Consider the following 17,919-nt stretch of genomic DNA (forward strand, 5'->3'; position numbering starts at 1 on the left):
AATGTCGTTCTGGAATGCCCCGTATCTTTAGCATTCAGGTTTTGAGGCGCTAATGGCAATGTATTATCATTCGGATTATAAATATCTCCCAATCCAACCAGATAAAAAGCGTTCTGAACACTCACAGCTTCGGGAGATCCTTTTCCATAAAGGTCGATTGCTGATTGGATGGCATATTCTCTCGTAACCGGATAATCGCTTGTCGGGGAAAGATAAGATGTTTCCATTCTGTAAACAATGTCCGCTGCTTTTGCAGTTCCGATTCCATTAACTGTAACGTTAGAAACTGTTTTTCCTTCAGATAAAATATAAAACCAATGATTGAAAACACCGCTGTTGATATGGACACCACAATAATCGTTTCCGGAATGTGGAAGACAACTGTTTGTCGCAGGATACCAATATGTTCCCTGATAATAACTCGGATGATTTTTGAGGTTTGGATTTGCCATTGACCTCAGATAATACGGTGTGGTTTTTCCAAGCTCTTCGCCGATGATATAATTCTGTTTTTCCGGCGCATATTCTTTCTCAACCAACATCGCCCAAATATCAGAAAGCGACTCGTTGATTGCGCCCGATTCTCTTTCGTATTTGAGATTAGCTGTTGAACTGCAAACGCCGTGAGCCAACTCGTGAGCTGTAACATCCAACGAAGTGAAAGGATTGTAAGTCGCATTTCCATCTCCATAAACCATCTGAGTTCCAGTCCAAAATGCATTGCTGTAATTGGTAGAATAATGAACCAAATTTACCAAAGCCGAGCCATTATTATCATAACTATTTCTATTAAAAGTTGTTTTGAAATAATCTTAAGTTTTCGCAACGCCCCAATGTGCATCCAAAGCCGAGTTATCATAATTGGCATTATCATATTCCGATGCACTCCAAACATTATCATTATCAAGAAAATCGACCGCAAGGGAATAATCTGTTGCTTTTTGAAGATTAAGTGTTTTTATTCCTCCGCCTCGTGTTTGGTCATTTAAAGTGTAATTAGTTCCATTAAATGTCGTTTGGATAGATTTTGTTCCGCTAAATTTAGTTTCAGCCGTTCCCGAAACTTTTGCCATTAATTCTTTTAAATTATTGTCTTTATCAGATTCAGGATTTGAAACAGAAAAATTTTGATTATTAGAATGTTTGATGATAGCATCTTTGGAAAGAATTTTTCCATCAACTGCACTGACATACACCAAATCACGAGACAAAGGTTTCGTTGCATAGATGTCAAATTTATAAGCCAATTCTAGGTTTCTGAATTCATCATTTTCCATAACCGGATAAAAAACCAATTTTCCTTCCGGCAAATGATAGTTTTCAAAAGTGGCACTGGCAGAATTTTCCCAAAGATATTCTTGAGCATTAATTTCTTTCACAGCTAATTGAAATGCAGATTGGGAAGAAATCTTCGCATTGATGATAAGATTCTCGGTTTTGTAAAAATTTCCGCTCATACTTATCAACTGATTATTCTTATAATGAATTTTATAAATCCCATATTCTACAGGAATATTGTGATAATAAAACTGGAAATTATGGTCTTCGAAACCATCTTTAAAGCTTTCAATTTTGATTGATTTGAATTCTGAACTTTGAGTCGGTTTCAGAACTTCATTCAATAACTGAATATCACTAAGATTTTTTAATTGAGGCAAAATCTGGTCAAGAACAATCAAATTAGGTTTTCCATTTTTCTCTGTAATTTTCTTCTGAATGTAATTTTGTGCTTGGATTGTAACAACAGAAAATAAAATCAATCCTAAATAGAAACTCTTTTTCATCATTTTAGTTTTTAATAAATTTCGTTGTCACTTTTTCACCAGAAGCGTTTACTGCATTCAGAATATAAATTCCGTTGGGAAGTTTAGAAATATCTATCTTATCAGATTTTTCTATAGATTTTAGAATCTGTCCTATCGTATTGAGGATTTTGATTTCAGACAAATTTTGAGATAAATTAATGATAGAAGAAGCCGGATTTGGGTAAATCTGAAATTTCTTATTTTGAATATCATTAACCGACAAAGAATTACTTTCCAGAATCACATTATCCAATTGTCCTGTGTCCGGACCGGATTCGAATTCTCCTCTTATTCTTAGACTTACGATATTGGATAAAACTTCTTGAATATCATCATTAGTTGCCAAATTACCTTCAAAAGTGCTGATTTTCCAAGCGACAGAATTATCCAATTTCACAACATACTGCGTCCAAGTTGCAAGAGGATTTGGAGATAAATCTATGACTAAGGTTTTATTATTTCCTTCGATAATCACATCATAATAGTCGAATGGACTAGAAAAATTATTCTGAGTCAGCTGGAATTTCAAATTCTTCCCAAAAGACGCCAATTGATTTCCTTTGAATTTACTCGGAGCTTCCCAATACCAAACACCACCTGCAACCGTATCATCCGCAGAAATATATCCATCGGGATTTCCATTTGTCGGACGCCAATCCGGAGCACTACTTGTTGCATCTCCGACAACCAGCCAACCTTCGTCATCTGTATCAAACGTGCTGACGATATCCTGCGAAAAAATTAGTGTAAAACTAATAAGTCCTAAAAAAGAAAATAATTTTGCTTTCATTGTATAAAGTTTGAATCATTATTGATGTAAAATTCAAACAAATTGAAAATCAAAACAATACGATATTGTGCGTATATGAAATCAAATAGGAACTGTAATAGTTGCGGTTAATCCATAATTATTCTGAAAAGAAACATTTCCATTCAAGCTTTTTACTCTGTTTTTTATGTTGGTCATTCCGTTTCCGAATTGGTTTTCTTTTGTCAGTCCGGTTCCGTCGTCGGCAATTATAACTTCTAAGTTTTTTTTGTCAATGATGTTCACAGAGATTTTAATTGTTTTTGCGGAAGAATGTTTCAGGGAATTATTGAGAATTTCTTTGATGCAGAAAAATAGATTTTTCCGGATTTGCCCATCCAGTCCTTTTGAAAGGTCAAGTGTTTCTGATTTTGTACAAATCAATTTGATATCAGTTTCTTCTGTCAGATTATTGGCATAAGAAAAAACATATTCGCAGAAGCTTCTTAAATCATTGTTTTCATTGCTCAAAGACCAAATAAACGTATTGAGTTTTTGTGAAATTTCCTTCCCGACTTCATAGATTTTGGAAGATAATTTTTGCTGTTGTTCGCTCGAAATATTATTATTGGAAAGTAATTCGGAATGAATGAGAATACTTCCCAAACCGCTTCCGATATCGTCGTGCAAGTCTTTACTGATATCGGTTTTCTGCTGAAGAAGTTTTTGCTGGATTTTATTTTTCCTTCTGAAAATAATAATAGTCAAAGCCATAATTACAATCGCAAGACCAGCAACTAAAAGTTGAAGTAAAGAGATTTTTCTCTTTCTTTTGAGTTTCTCGATTTCAAGATTCAGAAGTTTATTTTCATTTTTAATATACTGATTGCTGATATCTTGGATATAAGCGTTATTCTTGGATTTTTCTTCATTGACAAGGGAAATGATTTTAGATTGAACTTTTCTAATATCTTCGGAAGAATTCATTTTTTGAAAAGCCTGCAAAGCATATTCATAGAAAGTTCTTCTGAAAAAGAGATTGACATTTTGTTGTTCGATAAGTTTTTCTCCTTGATTGAAATAATCTTTACAAACTTTTGGATTTTGGATTTCATTTTTCAAAAGCAAACCGTAACTCAACAAAGCAACATCAAAGTTTCTAAAACGTCTTGCCGATTCTATACTTTTCAGGAAAAATTGGTTAGACTGAATCAAATTCCCTTTTGATTGATAAATTTCTCCAAAAGTTTGCTCACAGTTTGCAATAGCTCTTTTACTGTTTTTTTTCAGAGCAATATCATAAGCTTTTTGATTATAAAACAAAGCCGAATCTGCTTCTCCAATTGTCCGTTTGAGCTGAGAAATATTATTGAGAACATGTTCATTTCCAATCGTTTCAAAAAGTGTTCTTTTAGGATTTTCAGGATAAAATTTCAATGACAATCTGAATGATTTTCCCGCTTCCTGATTTTTACTTAATTCATAAAGACTAAGTCCTTCGAAAAAATATGCATCTGCAATCATTAAACTATCATTCAGAATTTTTGCTTTTTTCACAGCCTTTTTCGCTTCCTGATTTCCAAATTGAGACAATCCAACATAATAAAAAATCTCCGACTGAAGACTCAAAATATGAAAAGACAAAGCATTGTTGCTGTTTTCCGGATGATAATCTTTGGTCACATCCAGCCATTTCTGAGAAAGATTGATGCTGTCAATCTCTAAGTAATATTTTGAAATTTTGAAAGATTCTTTAGCCTTGCATTCATTCGTTTTGCAATCATCAAAAGCTTTATTTATCTGCCCATTATAATCAGCAAACAAAAACAAAAGTATAATGATTAAAAACGATTTCATTACTTATCGTTTGAGATAGATATTAACAGCTTCTACTCTGGTATTGACGTGCAATTTTGTATAGATATTCTGGATATGTTTGCGAACAGTTCCTTGGCTTATTTCCAGAATAGAAGCAACTTCCTTATTCATCAATCCTTTGGATAGTAAATCCAGAATCTCCTGTTCTCTTGTTGTCAAACCTTCAGAAATCAATTTTTTATTTTCGAGGTTACAAAAGCTGGCAACGACTTTTCTGGCTATACTTCCACTCATCGGACTTCCACCTTCGAAAAGTTCGTCTAATGCATTAATGATTTTTGCAGGACCTTCGGTTTTTAAAATATATCCCGTTGCTCCTTCTTGTAAACTTGCGAAAATCTTGTCCTCATCTTCATAAGATGTGCACATCAAAATAAGAACTTGCGGAAGTTTTGATTTGACTTTTCGGACACACGTAATCCCGCTTTCTCCGGGTAAATTGATATCCATCAAAATAGCATCAGGAGAAAGTATCGGAATATTTTCCAAAGCTTCTTCTGAGTTTTTGAAACTACCAGAAAGCTCGTAACCCTGCGTGTACTGAATCATCAATCCCATTGCTTCCCGCAAATCGGAATCATCTTCTACAATACAAATTTTCTTTTTTGCCATCAGTCTATAAAACAACGAATTTAAAGTTATTAATTAATTATCGAAATACGCAAAAAAGCGTATAAAGAAACAAATGGCCTTGTCATTAAAACAAAAAATCATAACTTTAAAATTCGAAATCAATAACTGATGATAGATAAGATCAACATTCGGGTGTATGCGCTTTGTATAAAAGATAACAAAGTTCTTGCGCTTCACGAAGAATATGCCGGAGACCATCTTCTAAAATTACCCGGCGGAGGATTAGAATTCGGAGAAAGTACATTAGAGTGCCTTAAAAGAGAATTCCAAGAGGAATTGAATCTTGAAATTGAAATTAAAGACCATTTTTACACGCAAGATGATTTTCTGGTTTCCAGATTCCGGGATAATGAGCAATTGATCACAATTTATTATTTAGCAGAAATCCTCAATGAAGAAGATTTACTAATCTTAGATCCTTGTATTGAAAAGACAGAATGGATTCCTCTGGAAGGAGAAAATCCTTTTCCATTACCAATTGACAAGCGTGTTTTTGACATAGCAAAACAAAAATTCCTGAATTGATGTTCAGGAATTTTTTGTTTTGATTATTTTAAATAACGTTAAAGATACAATTAATGACAAGATTCTTGCACCAGAGAGAGCCGAGAAAAATCCGTAGCAGAATCAAGAAAAGAAAAATGCGCTCAGGAAAAGAAAGCCGAAAATACAGGAAAGCAGATTGATAAGGATTTGAAGAAGAAATAAAATAAAAGTTCCAATCGTTTGGAGCTTTTTTCATTTTTTGTTGCTGGTGCGAGCGTCTCGCTAGTATCCTTTTATGGGCACAAACAAGATGCATGTGCCAGCGTTGAGGGCAAAATAACATAATTCCCAACATTAATCTAAAAAACAAAAACTCATTTCATTACAAAACGACCGTTTTCAAACCAAGCAACTTTGCAGGAAGTCTCCCAGAACTTGCGGGAAACAAAACACAATCGCAGGAAGTCACAAACAAGGTTGTTTGTAACAAAATGCAACCGACGGAAGTGTCCCACAATCTGCAGGGAACAAAATACAACTGCAGGAGGTCGCAAACAAGATTGTCTGTAACAAAATGCGGTTGGCGGAAGTTTCAAACAGACTTATAACTCATTTATGACGTTTTTCAGAAAATGAATTATTTGTTAACAATCTATTTTGGTAATTCAGGAAAAGCTTTATTTTTAGGCAAAACAAAAACAATGTCATATTACCCGTTAACAAGCATACCAGATTATTATTCCATAGACGCTCTTTTGACCGAAGAACACAAGCTTATCCGCGATTCTGTAAGGAATTGGGTGGAGAGTTTTGTAATGCCAAAGATAGATGAAGCGGCGCAAAATCATACTGATATCCCGGGATTGATGAAAGAATTGGGAAATATTGGTGCATTAGGTCCATACATTCCTGAGGAATATGGTGGTCCGGGACTTGACCAGATCTCTTATGGATTGATCATGCAAGAATTGGAAAGAGGCGATTCGGCAGTACGCTCTGCGGCTTCTGTTCAGTCTTCTTTGGTGATGTTTCCTATTTTCGAATACGGTTCTGAGGAGCAAAAAAGAAAATACCTTCCGAAGCTGGCATCTGGTGATATGATTGGATGTTTTGGTTTGACAGAGCCTAACCATGGTTCCGACCCTTCTTCTATGGAATCCAAATTCACAGACCAAGGCGACCATTATCTTTTGAACGGTGCCAAGATGTGGATTACCAACTCCCCTGTTGCAGACATTGCTGTTGTATGGGCAAAAGGCGAGGACGGAAAAGTGAGAGGAATGATTCTGGAACGCGGAATGGAAGGTTTCACAACACCAACAACTCATAACAAATGGAGCCTTAGAGCATCAAAAACCGGAGAATTGGTTTTCAACAATGTGAAAGTTCCGAAAGAAAATTTATTGCCAAATATTGAAGGTTTGAAAGGACCTTTGTCTTGTCTTAATTCAGCGAGATATGGGATTTCTTGGGGTGTAATTGGTGCCGCAATAGATTGTTATTGCACCGCTGTTCAATACACTAAGGAGAGAAAACAATTCGGAAAGCCGATTGCTTCTTTCCAGCTTCAACAAAAGAAACTAGCAGAATTCTTAACTGAAATTACCAAAGCCCAGTTGCTTTGCCTACAATTAGGAAATCTTAAAAATGCTCATAAAGCTTCGCCAGCACAAATATCGATGGCGAAAAGAAATAATGTAAAAATGGCGATTGATATTGCCAGAGAATCCCGTCAAATGTTGGGTGGAATGGGTATAATGGGAGAATTCCCGATGATGCGCCACGCTGCCAATCTGGAGTCTGTAATTACTTACGAAGGAACTCATGACATTCATTTACTGATTACAGGAATGGATATTACCGGAATCAATGCCTTTGGATAAGACCAAATCTTTCTAATATATTTAGAGATTTCTCGTAGATTATGCAGATTGAGCAGATTTTAGAATTGTATTACCTGTTAAATCTGCGAGATTTTTTAATCTAACTCACGAAAATATTTTTGTGAGTTTTTCGTTTAAAATGAAATCCTAAAATCCTTCAAAAACCTCAGGATAGCCACGTTTGAAAAATTTATTACATAATAGATTTCAGCATTGTCAGGCTGAGGCTCTCGAAACCCGATTGAATTAAAACCTTTAAAAATGAAAAAATACTTCGCAATTTTTTTTTTAATTTCAATTACTGTTTTTGGGCAAAATTTTCAATCCAAGCTTTCCAATGCAGCAATTAATTTGACAAAAGATAAAGTGGTTTATGACCCAACTTATTTCGTTTTGAAATATCCTAATGGCGATGTTCCGGAAGGAAAAGGCGTTTGTACGGATGTGGTAATCCGTACTTACCGCAAATTAGGAATTGATCTGCAGAAAGAAGTTCACGAAGATATGGCGAAGAATTTTTCCAAATATCCAAATAAATGGGGATTAAAAAGACCTGATACCAATATCGACCACAGACGTGTTCCGAATCTGATGGTTTTCTTTTCAAGATTTGGGAAAGTGAAACCGATTACGAATGATGCAACAGATTATGTTCCGGGAGATATTGTAACCTGGGATCTGCCCAAAAATCTGACGCATATCGGAATTGTCGTCAATAAAAAATCAGCGGATGGCAAACGTTATTTGATTTCCCATAACATTGGCGCTGGACAGGTTCTGGAAGATTGCCTTTTTAATTGGAAGATTACAGGACATTATTTTTATCAATGATAATCGACAGATGATAATTGGTAAGTGAAAAACTTTTATGACCTTTGACTTCGTCTAATCTTCGATTTGTAGTTTAAATTATTTATGTCTAAATTTTTTCAAATATTATTTCTAAGTTTTTGCTTTCTATTTCATGCTCAAAATCTTAAAATCATTCAGAAACCGATTGATTATTCTAAGGAAAGAATAAAGCTGAGTCTGGATTATATGAAAGAACATCACAATCTGATTCAGAGAACCCCGAATATCACACCGAAAATCATTGTCCTGCATTACACCGCTGGCGGAACGATTGAGTCAAATTTCAGATATTTTAATAATTTATATCTGGAAAATCAACGTTCAACTTTGAAAAAACAAAGTGCACTAAATGTTTCCGCTCATTTTCTGGTTGATAGAGATGGAACCGTTTATCAGTTGGTTGACCCGGAATTGTTTGCAAGACATACAATCGGTCTTAATTATTGCGCCATCGGTGTTGAAAATATCGGAAGTAAATCTCAACCTTTGACCAACAAACAGGTGGAAGCCAACGCTGAATTGGTCAAATATCTCTCTAAAAAATATCCGGTTGAATACCTCATCGGACATTCGGAATATGGTGTTTTCAGGAATTCTAATCTTTGGAAAGAAACAGATTCCAAATATTTTACAGGCAAAGAAGATCCAGGCACTGATTTTATGAAAAAAGTTCGAGGAAAATTGACTGATTTGAAGTTGAAAGGTCAACCGTAATTACAACACTTCGACTCCGCTCAGTGTGACAGTTCTAATACTAACAGTTTATTTTAAGATATGTCATGAGCGGAGTCGAAGCCTTTAAAATTAAATTCACCAACTTGCTTTTTCTTTTTCCTCAAAAGGAACCTCGGGATTCAGAATTTCAAAAATTAGGTTTTTGATAGAATCTCCCACTTCCGAATCTTCAATATCAATGAAATTCAGTTTTTGCGGACCATTATTCACTTCTGCAAAAGACCAGATTGCAGTTTCAATATTATCAGGATTAATGTTCAAAACATTCTTGATACAATATTTATAAATCGAAAGCTGTAAAGCTTGCTTATAATCGTCACGGAAAAATAATTCCGGTAATTTTTCTTCTTTATTTTTGCCTAAATTGATGGTTAGATTTTTCGGTTTTGCTGTTTTGTAATCAATTACTCTTGTAATTCCGTCTAACTTGTCTATTCTATCAATAAAACCGTAGAAACTGATTTTATCACTTTGGTTTTCATCCAAGAAAAAATCACAGTTGATTTCTTTTTCCAAATCTAAAATCTCCAGAGCAGAACCATTTTTCACCAATTCCAAATCATATTCTACGATATTGCGTACTACCCTTTTGGCGATTTCTTTGTGAATGTAATTCATTCCTCGGTCATAGAATTCGGGCTGATGTTTTAATTTTTCAATTGCAAAATCAATTGCTGAATCTGTTTGTTTAAGTAAGTCTTCTAAATCATTAACCAACAATATTTTACCTTTTATTGGTTCATGTAAAAATTGCAACGCATAATGAACTAAATTTCCATAATTCCTTTGCGAAAGTTCTTCCTCGATTTCGTTGGTTTCTCGTGTTTTAAGCAGATTATTGAGATAGAAATCAATCGGATTATAAAGGTAAGTCACAAGATGTGAAGGAGAAACACGGTTTTTCCATTCGTTCAAAAGTCGCATTACTTCTTCATTCTTATCAATTTTAATCAGTTCCTGGGCAATTGGTTCTGAGGAATTTTCGATGATAATATGTTCGATATTGTGTGGACTTTCCATTTCCAACTGCGTGATAAAACGGCTTTTTTCGCCTGTGTTCACACCTGAACTCAGCGCATTGTAAAGTAAATGAACGTTCTCAGAATTCTGTATCAAACGGTAAAAGTGATAAGCATAAATGCTGTCATTTTCCAGGAATGTATTCAGGCCAAAATTCTTACGGACATCAAACGGAATGTAAGTATTTTGAGTGTTTCCTAAAGGCAATTTTCCTTCGTTTACGGATAACAGAATGATATTCTTAAAATTCAGAAGACGTGTTTCCAAAAGTCCCATAATCTGAAATCCTGCCAACGGTTCACCTACAAAATCAATACTTTCGGAGTTCACCAATTGATTGATAAGGACTTCCAGAGTTTCTATTTTGACATCAATCTTATAAGGCAATAATTGATTTTTGATGATCTTGAAAACATTCTCGAACAGCGCAATATTCTCATATTGAATATCGTCCAATTCTTTGAACTTCAACTCGTAACAGAACTTAATCAATAGATCTAAAAATATCTGATAAGTTTCTGGTTTTTGCAAAAGCTGAAAATAGCTTAGATCTCCAAGCAATTCCTGCAACAATGTTTTAGAAATATAGACAATGTTTCTCTCTTCTATTGCGAAGATAAAATTTCGAATGATTTCAGAATCTTTTTCATCATTCGGTAATTCTTCCAAAATGGGTAGAACATCGGCGTAATAATAGCTTGATGACTTTTTTTCCTGTTGTTTTTGGAGATAAAAAAGCTTCTTGATGGCATTACTGAACGAGAGATTTTTCAACGGAAATCCCATCGTGATGTTCACACTCTCAACGGCATTTAAACTATCTAAAACGGCTGGCAAAAGATTTTCATCCAACAGAACCAAAGCAGTTTCAGATAATTCAGTTTTAGGGATTTTTTTTAGAATTTCAGGTAAGAATTTTGCTTGAACAATGTTTCCCGAAACTTCGTAGGTTTTGATATTTTTGGATTGGGAGAATTGGTTTTCAATCCACTTGAAATTTCTGTTATCATTGAATTCCTTCCACTTCAAGGTTTCCCTTAGGAATTTTCCGGATTCTTGTCTTTCGTCATCGATGTAATATTGGTCTGCCTGGAAATAGGTTTCTGCTTTGTTCCATTGCAAAAGCTGTCTTACCAATTGCTCTTCAACTCTCGACAACGCATTGAATCCACAAAAAACAAATTGACGATCGGTTCGTTTGGCAAAGTTTTCAATTTTTGAAAATGCTTCCTGATATAACATTCCGGAAGTGGCGAGGCTTTCTTTTTGGAGTTCTGACTTCAAAAGCGGAAGAAACTCATTCATTTTTCTCCAGAAATTGAGGTTTCGTTTTCTTGGATTATCTTCATCCCCGAGATTTTCTCCCCAGTTTTTGATTCGTTCTTCGTCCAACATCCAAAGTAGGATTTTCTGGTCGTCGTCTGAGAACTTCATCATATCATCCCAATCCTTTTGCAAAGTCGGGAACCATTTTAGAAAACCGGAAAAATCTTCGGAAGAATCAATTCTATTATAAATCCTGAAAGAGAAAAGCCAAAGCGCAATGCCTTTGATTTCTACATTTTCAGATAATTCCGCAATTAGTTCATCGATTGTGACGAAGTTGGGTAAAAGTCCTTGGTAATGCTTTTCCTGCAAGATTCTTTTGATGAAAACCATTGGTCTTTTTCCTGGTAGAACAATATCCAGTTTGGAAATATCCTGATGGTTTTCTAATAATTCTGAAATGATCTTCTGAAGAAATTGCATAAAAAAGCCTTTAAAAACTTAAAGGCTAAATTTAATTATTTTTGAATCATTTGAACGCAAAGTCCACAAAGATTTTTTGAAATTATTGAAAACATTTTAAGGTTCGCAAAGATACTTTTACAGGCAAAGTATAAACTTTAAACAGCAAAGAATTAATAAACTTAAAAGTAAGTTTGTCATTCCGTAGGAATCTCAGCAACTTAGATTCCTACGGAATGACAAAAATTGTGTTTATTTCCGAATGGTTAATTTCAAGACAAAAAAGATATAGTGGAAAGCGGGATTAAGCTCCTAAAAATTATTCTACAACTACTTTTTTCTCCAGAAATGTATTGGTTCCGGCGGCGTCTTTACCCGTCCAGAATTTGAATGTATACTTTCCTGTTTTTGTAGGTTTAAAGTTGATTCGGCTACCGTTTACATAAGTTCCGTCACCGCAAACGTCATTGGTTTTGTAAGCAAAATTGGCAATTGTACGGACAGAATCGTTGGTGTACTGATAATCGTAACTGTAGATTCCTTCGCAGGCTTTTGTGAATGTGGAATAGGCTAAAATCTCCTGTGTAACGCCCAAAGTCATTGTGTCCATCGGAATTTTCACGCTGTCTGTTTTGGTTACAAATACGGATTCTATCTGGCTGTAATCATCATTGTCCTTGCAGGAAACTGCTAATGCCGAAAACCCTATTAAAGCTGATAAAATAAATACTTTCTTCATAATCGTTTCTTATTTTAGTTGTTAAAATTGCCTTTTGAGAGATATACTACTTTTTTTGTATCAAAAAACTCGCCATCGAAATAATTTTTCAAGCTGAAGATCTCGCATTTCAATCCTGCTAATTCTTCGGCCAAATCGCCGCCTTTCAAATAAAGAACACCGTTGTGTTTTGGATTGAATTGATCTTTGTCAAATTTTCCTCTCAACCAAGTTAAGAAAACCGGCATCTGAGTTACCGCTCTGCTGACCACGAAATGAAATTTTTCTTTCAACTGCTCAGCTCTCATATGATAAGCAGTTACATTTTTCAGGCCAAGACTTTCGGCTACACCTTTTACTACGGTGATTTTTTTTCCGATACTGTCCACTAAAGTGAATTGTACATTCGGGAACAGAATAGCCAATGGAATGCCAGGAAATCCTCCGCCGGTACCAATATCCAAGACCTTAGTTCCATCTGCGAATTCCATCACTTTTGCAATTCCCAAAGAATGGAGAATATGTTTCTCATAAAGACTATCTGTGTCTTTTCTGGAGATCACATTGATTTTCTCATTCCAATCTTTGTACAAAACTTCTAATTCTGCAAATTGGTTTTGCTGCTCGCTCGTAATATCGGGGAAATATTTTAAAATTAATTCTAAAGACATAAGGCGAAATTATGAAAAGATTTGAATATTATGTCCATCTAAATAAAAAATCACTGAGATCGATGAAAATCATATCCCAGTGATTTGAATGTTATATATGTAAATTGTGTTATTTCAGAACTTTTTTGGTAACAATCGTGTTGCCCGATCTTGCTTTGATGATGTACATCCCTTCTGCAAGGTTTGTCTTATTTATCATTACTTCTTTCTTAGCGTTCGTGGTGTTGAATAACAATCTTCCCGCCATGTCATAAAGACCAACTTCATTAATATTATCATCTGATCTCACAACGAAGTTCTGATTGTCTTTTGTAATGATTATTCCTTTTAATGCCTCATCAGTGGTTCCCAGCGTTATAGACGACCTATATACGATTTCGAATCTATCTTCATACTGTCCGGAATTGGTATAGAAAATATATGGAGCATCGGTCATGTTTACAGTTTTATTCAGATATTTGTCTTTCAAATATACTGTTTGAGCACCTTCGAATATCCCATTCCTGTCAGTCAAAGAAATCGTGTAATTACCAGAAACTGCAGCTTTGAATCCAACTTTTGTAATATCGTCCAAACTGAAATTAGGATTTTTTGATTGGATCGCTAATTTATGGCTGTCCAAAATGCTCCAGAAAGAATCACTACCTATTGCCAACAGATCTGCATCGTAATCTATATCAAAAGCATTTGTCGCATTGTCGATATATCCGATCAGAATTTCGTTGTTTACATCTGTTGGTGATTTGAACTCCAGCCAAAATCTGTTTTTCTGGGCGCCTCTGTTATAATAATTCGCTATATCAGGCGTTCTCATTGCATTTGTAAAGTTAAGCGGCTGACCTTTGCCTGCTTCTTTTGCTTGAATTATAAAACCTTGTCCCACAGCAATATTTCCATTTGGTTTTCTGTTGTTATAACCGAAATATGTTGCAGAAGCACCGCCTGTAGAATTCAGGATCGCATAATTGTTTCCGCTGTAGTTGGTACTTTGCTGAGACGTTATCTGCTCATCATTATTGGTCCAGAAATAAGCTGTCCCATTGATCTTAGTTTTATTATGCTCATAGAAATCATCAAAACTAATGTTAGATGGATATGGATTACCAACCATATTATAGCCTTTTGTAGCGCCACTCCATCTCAGATTGTAGGAGTTGATATCACCATTTTGCGGTGTTCCCACAAATTGGAATTGTGCTGCCGTAGTGTTAATAGTAACATTATCCGGGAAGCTATTTTTACCACGTATCGCATATCCTCTTGCAGGCAAGAAAGTGGATGAAGAGTTTAGTGCGATATTCTCTGCTGTAATTGATGTCACAAAATAATCGGTAGCTTCGTTATAAATATAGAATCTGTTCCAAGGCGTGCCCGTCCCAGTGCCTCCATTAGCTTGATTATAACCATCAGAGAACTGGTAAAGATTCTGACCGGAAACTGGAGATGACCAGTAATTATAACCCATCTTTGGAATGATCGCTGATTTTTTCACTGTTATATTACCCGTATTTACAGATGTTCCATTCTGCAGTAGATTGGCGTTGTTTTCAATTACAAAACCTGTAGCAGCAGCATTGTTCAGGACCTGTCCATTCACAGTGACATATCCTCCTGTATTGACAGTAAGAGTCCCTCCAGTATTTATAGTAAGATTACTACTTACAAAATTGCCGTAAGTGGTCGTATCATAACTTGTATCAATGATCGCATTTTTAGTAGCAGTAGGTGTTCCATTGCTCCAATGCGGCGCCGCTGGATTCAACCAAATAGTATCATTTGAAGTATTAACTTGATTATAGTATATCCCATCAATCTCCGGACCTAATCCTCCAGTGATAAATTGCATTTTATATTGAACGTAGTAGGTATTGTAAAGGTATAGTCTTACATAAACTTTTTCTCCCGGCGCTAGTTTGAATCCATTGTCAAAAGTAAAGTTCTGAAGCGCGTAAGCGGTAGGGACATTACCTGTAGCCATAACCACTACATCGCTTGAAAAATCTGCTGTTTTGGAGTATCTTAATTCATATTTAGCTCCATCTGACCCCATCGCATAATAATCAAATGTTTTTGGCTCAACAGTCTTATTTGTGCTTATATTATCCAACACAAACTGGATATATCTGGATGAATTAAAATTAGTATTATCCTGTCCACTCTGAGTTTCTACATAGAAAACTTTAGGGTTGGTCTCTCCTCCTACCGTTATTCCTGTACCACCATTACTAGTAATTGTTGTAGAATTTATAAATGATTGGAAAGGCGTCGCAGTAAAATTAGTATTATCCCATCTGATAAGTGGCGAAGTGACATTCGGACCATTATTGATACTTACTGTAGCAGTATTGGAAACACCATATTCATTAGTAATATAATATGTGAAAGCATCTGCACCAATATAATCTTTAGTAGGAACATAATTAATGGATCTATCTGCATTAAGCGTTGCACTTCCATGTGATGGCTGGGTAAAAGTCAATGAATTAATCTTATTGCTGTAATCGTCATTGATCAATACATTAATATCAATGTCATTATTAACGATATTCGCCACAGTATCGTCATACGCTATAGGCGCTGTTGAACTGAATTCGACATTTCCTATAAATGCAGGACCAACATTGTCTCCATTTCTCAAAAGTATCTGGAACGCATTCCAGGTATTATAGACATAAACTCTCAGATATACAACCTGTCCGTCCGTAGCAATCGGTCTTGAGAAGTTAGTTAAAGAAATTGTCGACATACTGCTAGTAACAGTAGTTTCTGGCAAGACATTGAAAAATGTCGTAAAATTACTATTGAGCGAGTAATCTATTTTGATCTTAGCATCTCCACCCTGTGTCATACACAAGAAGTTGAATTCGGATAGATTCAGCTTATATCCATTTTTTGGACTTATCGTGAACTGAATATATTTTGACTTATCAATTGTCACTGCATTTTTATCTGGCCAACCGCTACTTTGAAATGCATTATATCCACCTATACTAATGTTCTCAACATACGACTGGCTTACAGTAGATGTAATATTACCAACATTGATATGAGTATTGTATACACTTGCTGTAAAATTAGAATTATTCCATCTTGTCAGCGGCGTATTTACATTTTCGACAACATTGATGCTAACAGTGGCCTCATTTGATAAACCTGTAGAGTTACTTGCCTTATACTTGAAAGAATCCGTTCCTGTATAACCCGTTGCAGGCTTATATGTTATATTGGTTGTTCCATTTACAGTTAACGTTCCATGATTAGGCTGCTGGGTAATAGTCACCCCATTTATAGCCAGAACTGAAGTATCATTACTCAAAACATTGAAATCTGACTCATTATTTTTGTAAGCGGTATAGGTATCATTATTTGCTACAGGAACTGCCGTATTGGGATCTTGCTGCACATTGATACTCACAGTGGCTTCATTAGAATCCCCGGTTACATTACTTACTTTATATTTGAAAGTATCTGTACCTGTATATGTTGTCGATGCAGGTTTGTAAGTTACATTCGTTGTGCCATTTATAGTGAGGATTCCGTGTGTAGGCTGTTGGGTAATGCTTATTCCTGTTATTGTCAAAGTAGAAGTATCATTACTTAAGATATTAAGGCTAGAATCTCCACTATTATAAACATTATAGGAATCATTATTTGCTACCGGAACAGCTGTTATTACATTGATGCCAACAGTGGCCTCATTTGATGATCCAGTCGTATTAACAGCTTTGTATTTAAAACTGTCCGTTCCTTCATATCCCGCTGTTGGTACATAAGTTACATTGGTAGTTCCATTGACAGTTACAGTTCCGTGCGCAGGTTGTTGAGTAATTGTAATACCTGTAATGGTTGAGCCTGAAGTATCGTTGGATAAAACATTAAGATTTGTACTGGTATTTTTATACACCGAATAAGAATCATTGTTTGCAACTGGTACAGTCGCTTGTTCTTCTGTCAATTTCAAAGTATTTGCTTTGATTCTCCAGCCAGCACCCCAATCAGTACCAGAAGTATAAAATTTAATAATTAGTCTCTGAGTTCCTGAGATGGTGATATTCAATGGAATATTCTTTACAGGATTGGAAGCAATGGACTCATTATTTATTAATATTGATGAATAAGTCCCAAAAAAATTATAATCATCTACATTATTAGAATTTGGTGCGACATAATATCTGATCGTATAATTTTGAATATTAGTGTTAAGTCTCTCCTGCTCAAAAACCAAATTAGAAATCTTGAGAGAGCTGCCATTAGCTGAACCTACGGAAAATCCGAAATATCTGTAGTGTTCAACATTTGTATTGTTCCAACCAGTTACAGTCATTCCTTGTGAACTGTAGGAAATTGGATTTTGGCTTGTACCGACAGCTGTGGCACTTATTTTACTTGAAGAATAGCTCACACTTCCGTCAGAAGTCAATGCCCACCTTACAAGGTCTGTTTGTGCATTTACTATAAAATAAGATATTAAAAATAATAAAGAAAGATATTTTTTCATCGTATTAAGTATTAATAAATTTTTCGGGATGCAAAATTAAAACTCTACCATTTGCTATACAATTAACATTTGGTAAGAAATTTGATACAACTAAATTCACCAACTACAGCATCAAATAATATTTATTTATAATTATTTATTTTGTAATTATTTTGCAAAAATATTAATAATAACACAAGAAGAAACTATCACCTCAATTAGTTTGAGTCTAAAAATAAAAAACTATCCCTTGGGATAGTCTTTGTATGGGTAATGTTGTAGGTA

11 protein-coding genes and 1 pseudogene are annotated in these 17,919 nt (G+C 35.1%); 4 read left to right on the forward strand and 8 right to left on the reverse strand.

Features of this window, described 5'->3' with window-relative positions:
* Positions 1-104: 104 nt before the first annotated feature.
* From RTX21_RS05635 to RTX21_RS05650, 4 genes and pseudogenes are all read right to left on the reverse strand, one after another.
* Positions 105-1,787, reverse strand: a pseudogene (locus RTX21_RS05635) (M4 family metallopeptidase); the annotation flags it as partial.
* Position 1,788: 1 nt separating this feature from the next.
* Positions 1,789-2,595: a laminin B domain-containing protein gene (locus tag RTX21_RS05640; protein WP_312765891.1), complete on the reverse strand. Its 807-nt coding sequence runs from the start codon at positions 2,593-2,595 to the stop codon at positions 1,789-1,791.
* A gap of 81 nt (positions 2,596-2,676) precedes the next feature.
* Positions 2,677-4,410, reverse strand: a complete 1,734-nt coding sequence (locus RTX21_RS05645; RefSeq protein ID WP_312765892.1) for an ATP-binding protein — start codon at positions 4,408-4,410, stop codon at positions 2,677-2,679.
* Between the two features lie 3 nt (positions 4,411-4,413).
* On the reverse strand, positions 4,414-5,043 hold the full coding sequence (locus tag RTX21_RS05650; RefSeq protein WP_312765893.1) for a response regulator transcription factor: 630 nt from the start codon (positions 5,041-5,043) through the stop codon (positions 4,414-4,416).
* Between the two features lie 129 nt (positions 5,044-5,172).
* Between RTX21_RS05650 and RTX21_RS05655 the strand changes: the two genes are divergently transcribed.
* The 4 genes from RTX21_RS05655 to RTX21_RS05670 all read left to right on the forward strand — a co-directional run bounded on the left by RTX21_RS05655 (position 5,173) and on the right by RTX21_RS05670 (position 8,999).
* Positions 5,173-5,589, forward strand: coding sequence for an NUDIX hydrolase (locus RTX21_RS05655; RefSeq protein ID WP_312765894.1), 417 nt, complete (start codon positions 5,173-5,175; stop codon positions 5,587-5,589).
* Between the two features lie 662 nt (positions 5,590-6,251).
* On the forward strand, positions 6,252-7,433 hold the full coding sequence (locus RTX21_RS05660) for an acyl-CoA dehydrogenase family protein (RefSeq protein WP_312766315.1): 1,182 nt from the start codon (positions 6,252-6,254) through the stop codon (positions 7,431-7,433).
* A gap of 261 nt (positions 7,434-7,694) precedes the next feature.
* A complete protein-coding gene (locus tag RTX21_RS05665; RefSeq protein WP_312765895.1) occupies positions 7,695-8,264 on the forward strand; it encodes a DUF1287 domain-containing protein in 570 nt (189 codons plus the stop codon).
* 84 nt (positions 8,265-8,348) lie between these two features.
* Complete coding sequence (locus tag RTX21_RS05670; protein ID WP_312765896.1) at positions 8,349-8,999, forward strand: peptidoglycan recognition family protein; 651 nt, start codon at positions 8,349-8,351, stop codon at positions 8,997-8,999.
* A 96-nt stretch (positions 9,000-9,095) separates the two neighbouring features.
* Here the strand turns inward: RTX21_RS05670 and RTX21_RS05675 are convergent, their stop codons facing one another.
* The 4 genes from RTX21_RS05675 to RTX21_RS05690 form a co-directional block, all read right to left on the reverse strand.
* The gene (locus RTX21_RS05675; protein WP_312765897.1) at positions 9,096-11,789 is read right to left on the reverse strand and encodes a PD-(D/E)XK nuclease family protein; all 2,694 of its coding nucleotides are present in this window, start codon (positions 11,787-11,789) and stop codon (positions 9,096-9,098) included.
* A gap of 298 nt (positions 11,790-12,087) precedes the next feature.
* Positions 12,088-12,507, reverse strand: a complete 420-nt coding sequence (locus tag RTX21_RS05680) for a hypothetical protein (protein WP_312765898.1) — start codon at positions 12,505-12,507, stop codon at positions 12,088-12,090.
* Between the two features lie 14 nt (positions 12,508-12,521).
* On the reverse strand, positions 12,522-13,157 hold the full coding sequence (gene rsmG, locus RTX21_RS05685) for a 16S rRNA (guanine(527)-N(7))-methyltransferase RsmG (protein WP_312765899.1): 636 nt from the start codon (positions 13,155-13,157) through the stop codon (positions 12,522-12,524).
* A gap of 109 nt (positions 13,158-13,266) precedes the next feature.
* Positions 13,267-17,655: an Ig-like domain-containing protein gene (locus tag RTX21_RS05690; protein ID WP_312765900.1), complete on the reverse strand. Its 4,389-nt coding sequence runs from the start codon at positions 17,653-17,655 to the stop codon at positions 13,267-13,269.
* Between the last annotated feature and the right edge of the window lie 264 nt (positions 17,656-17,919).

The organism is Epilithonimonas sp. (genome assembly GCF_032054305.1).
Classification (GTDB): Bacteria; Bacteroidota; Bacteroidia; order Flavobacteriales; family Weeksellaceae; genus Epilithonimonas.

Excerpts from the sequence above, each read along its gene's own strand:
- RTX21_RS05640 (WP_312765891.1), bottom strand. The coding sequence starts at position 2,595 with ATGAAAGCAAAATTATTTTCTTTTTTAGGACTTATTAGTTTTACACTA.
- RTX21_RS05645 (WP_312765892.1), bottom strand. The coding sequence starts at position 4,410 with ATGAAATCGTTTTTAATCATTATACTTTTGTTTTTGTTTGCTGATTAT.
- RTX21_RS05650 (WP_312765893.1), bottom strand. The coding sequence starts at position 5,043 with ATGGCAAAAAAGAAAATTTGTATTGTAGAAGATGATTCCGATTTGCGG.
- RTX21_RS05655 (WP_312765894.1), top strand. The coding sequence starts at position 5,173 with ATGATAGATAAGATCAACATTCGGGTGTATGCGCTTTGTATAAAAGAT.
- RTX21_RS05660 (WP_312766315.1), top strand. The coding sequence starts at position 6,252 with ATGTCATATTACCCGTTAACAAGCATACCAGATTATTATTCCATAGAC.
- RTX21_RS05665 (WP_312765895.1), top strand. The coding sequence starts at position 7,695 with ATGAAAAAATACTTCGCAATTTTTTTTTTAATTTCAATTACTGTTTTT.
- RTX21_RS05670 (WP_312765896.1), top strand. The coding sequence starts at position 8,349 with ATGTCTAAATTTTTTCAAATATTATTTCTAAGTTTTTGCTTTCTATTT.
- RTX21_RS05675 (WP_312765897.1), bottom strand. The coding sequence starts at position 11,789 with ATGCAATTTCTTCAGAAGATCATTTCAGAATTATTAGAAAACCATCAG.
- RTX21_RS05680 (WP_312765898.1), bottom strand. The coding sequence starts at position 12,507 with ATGAAGAAAGTATTTATTTTATCAGCTTTAATAGGGTTTTCGGCATTA.
- rsmG (WP_312765899.1), bottom strand. The coding sequence starts at position 13,157 with ATGTCTTTAGAATTAATTTTAAAATATTTCCCCGATATTACGAGCGAG.
- RTX21_RS05690 (WP_312765900.1), bottom strand. The coding sequence starts at position 17,655 with ATGAAAAAATATCTTTCTTTATTATTTTTAATATCTTATTTTATAGTA.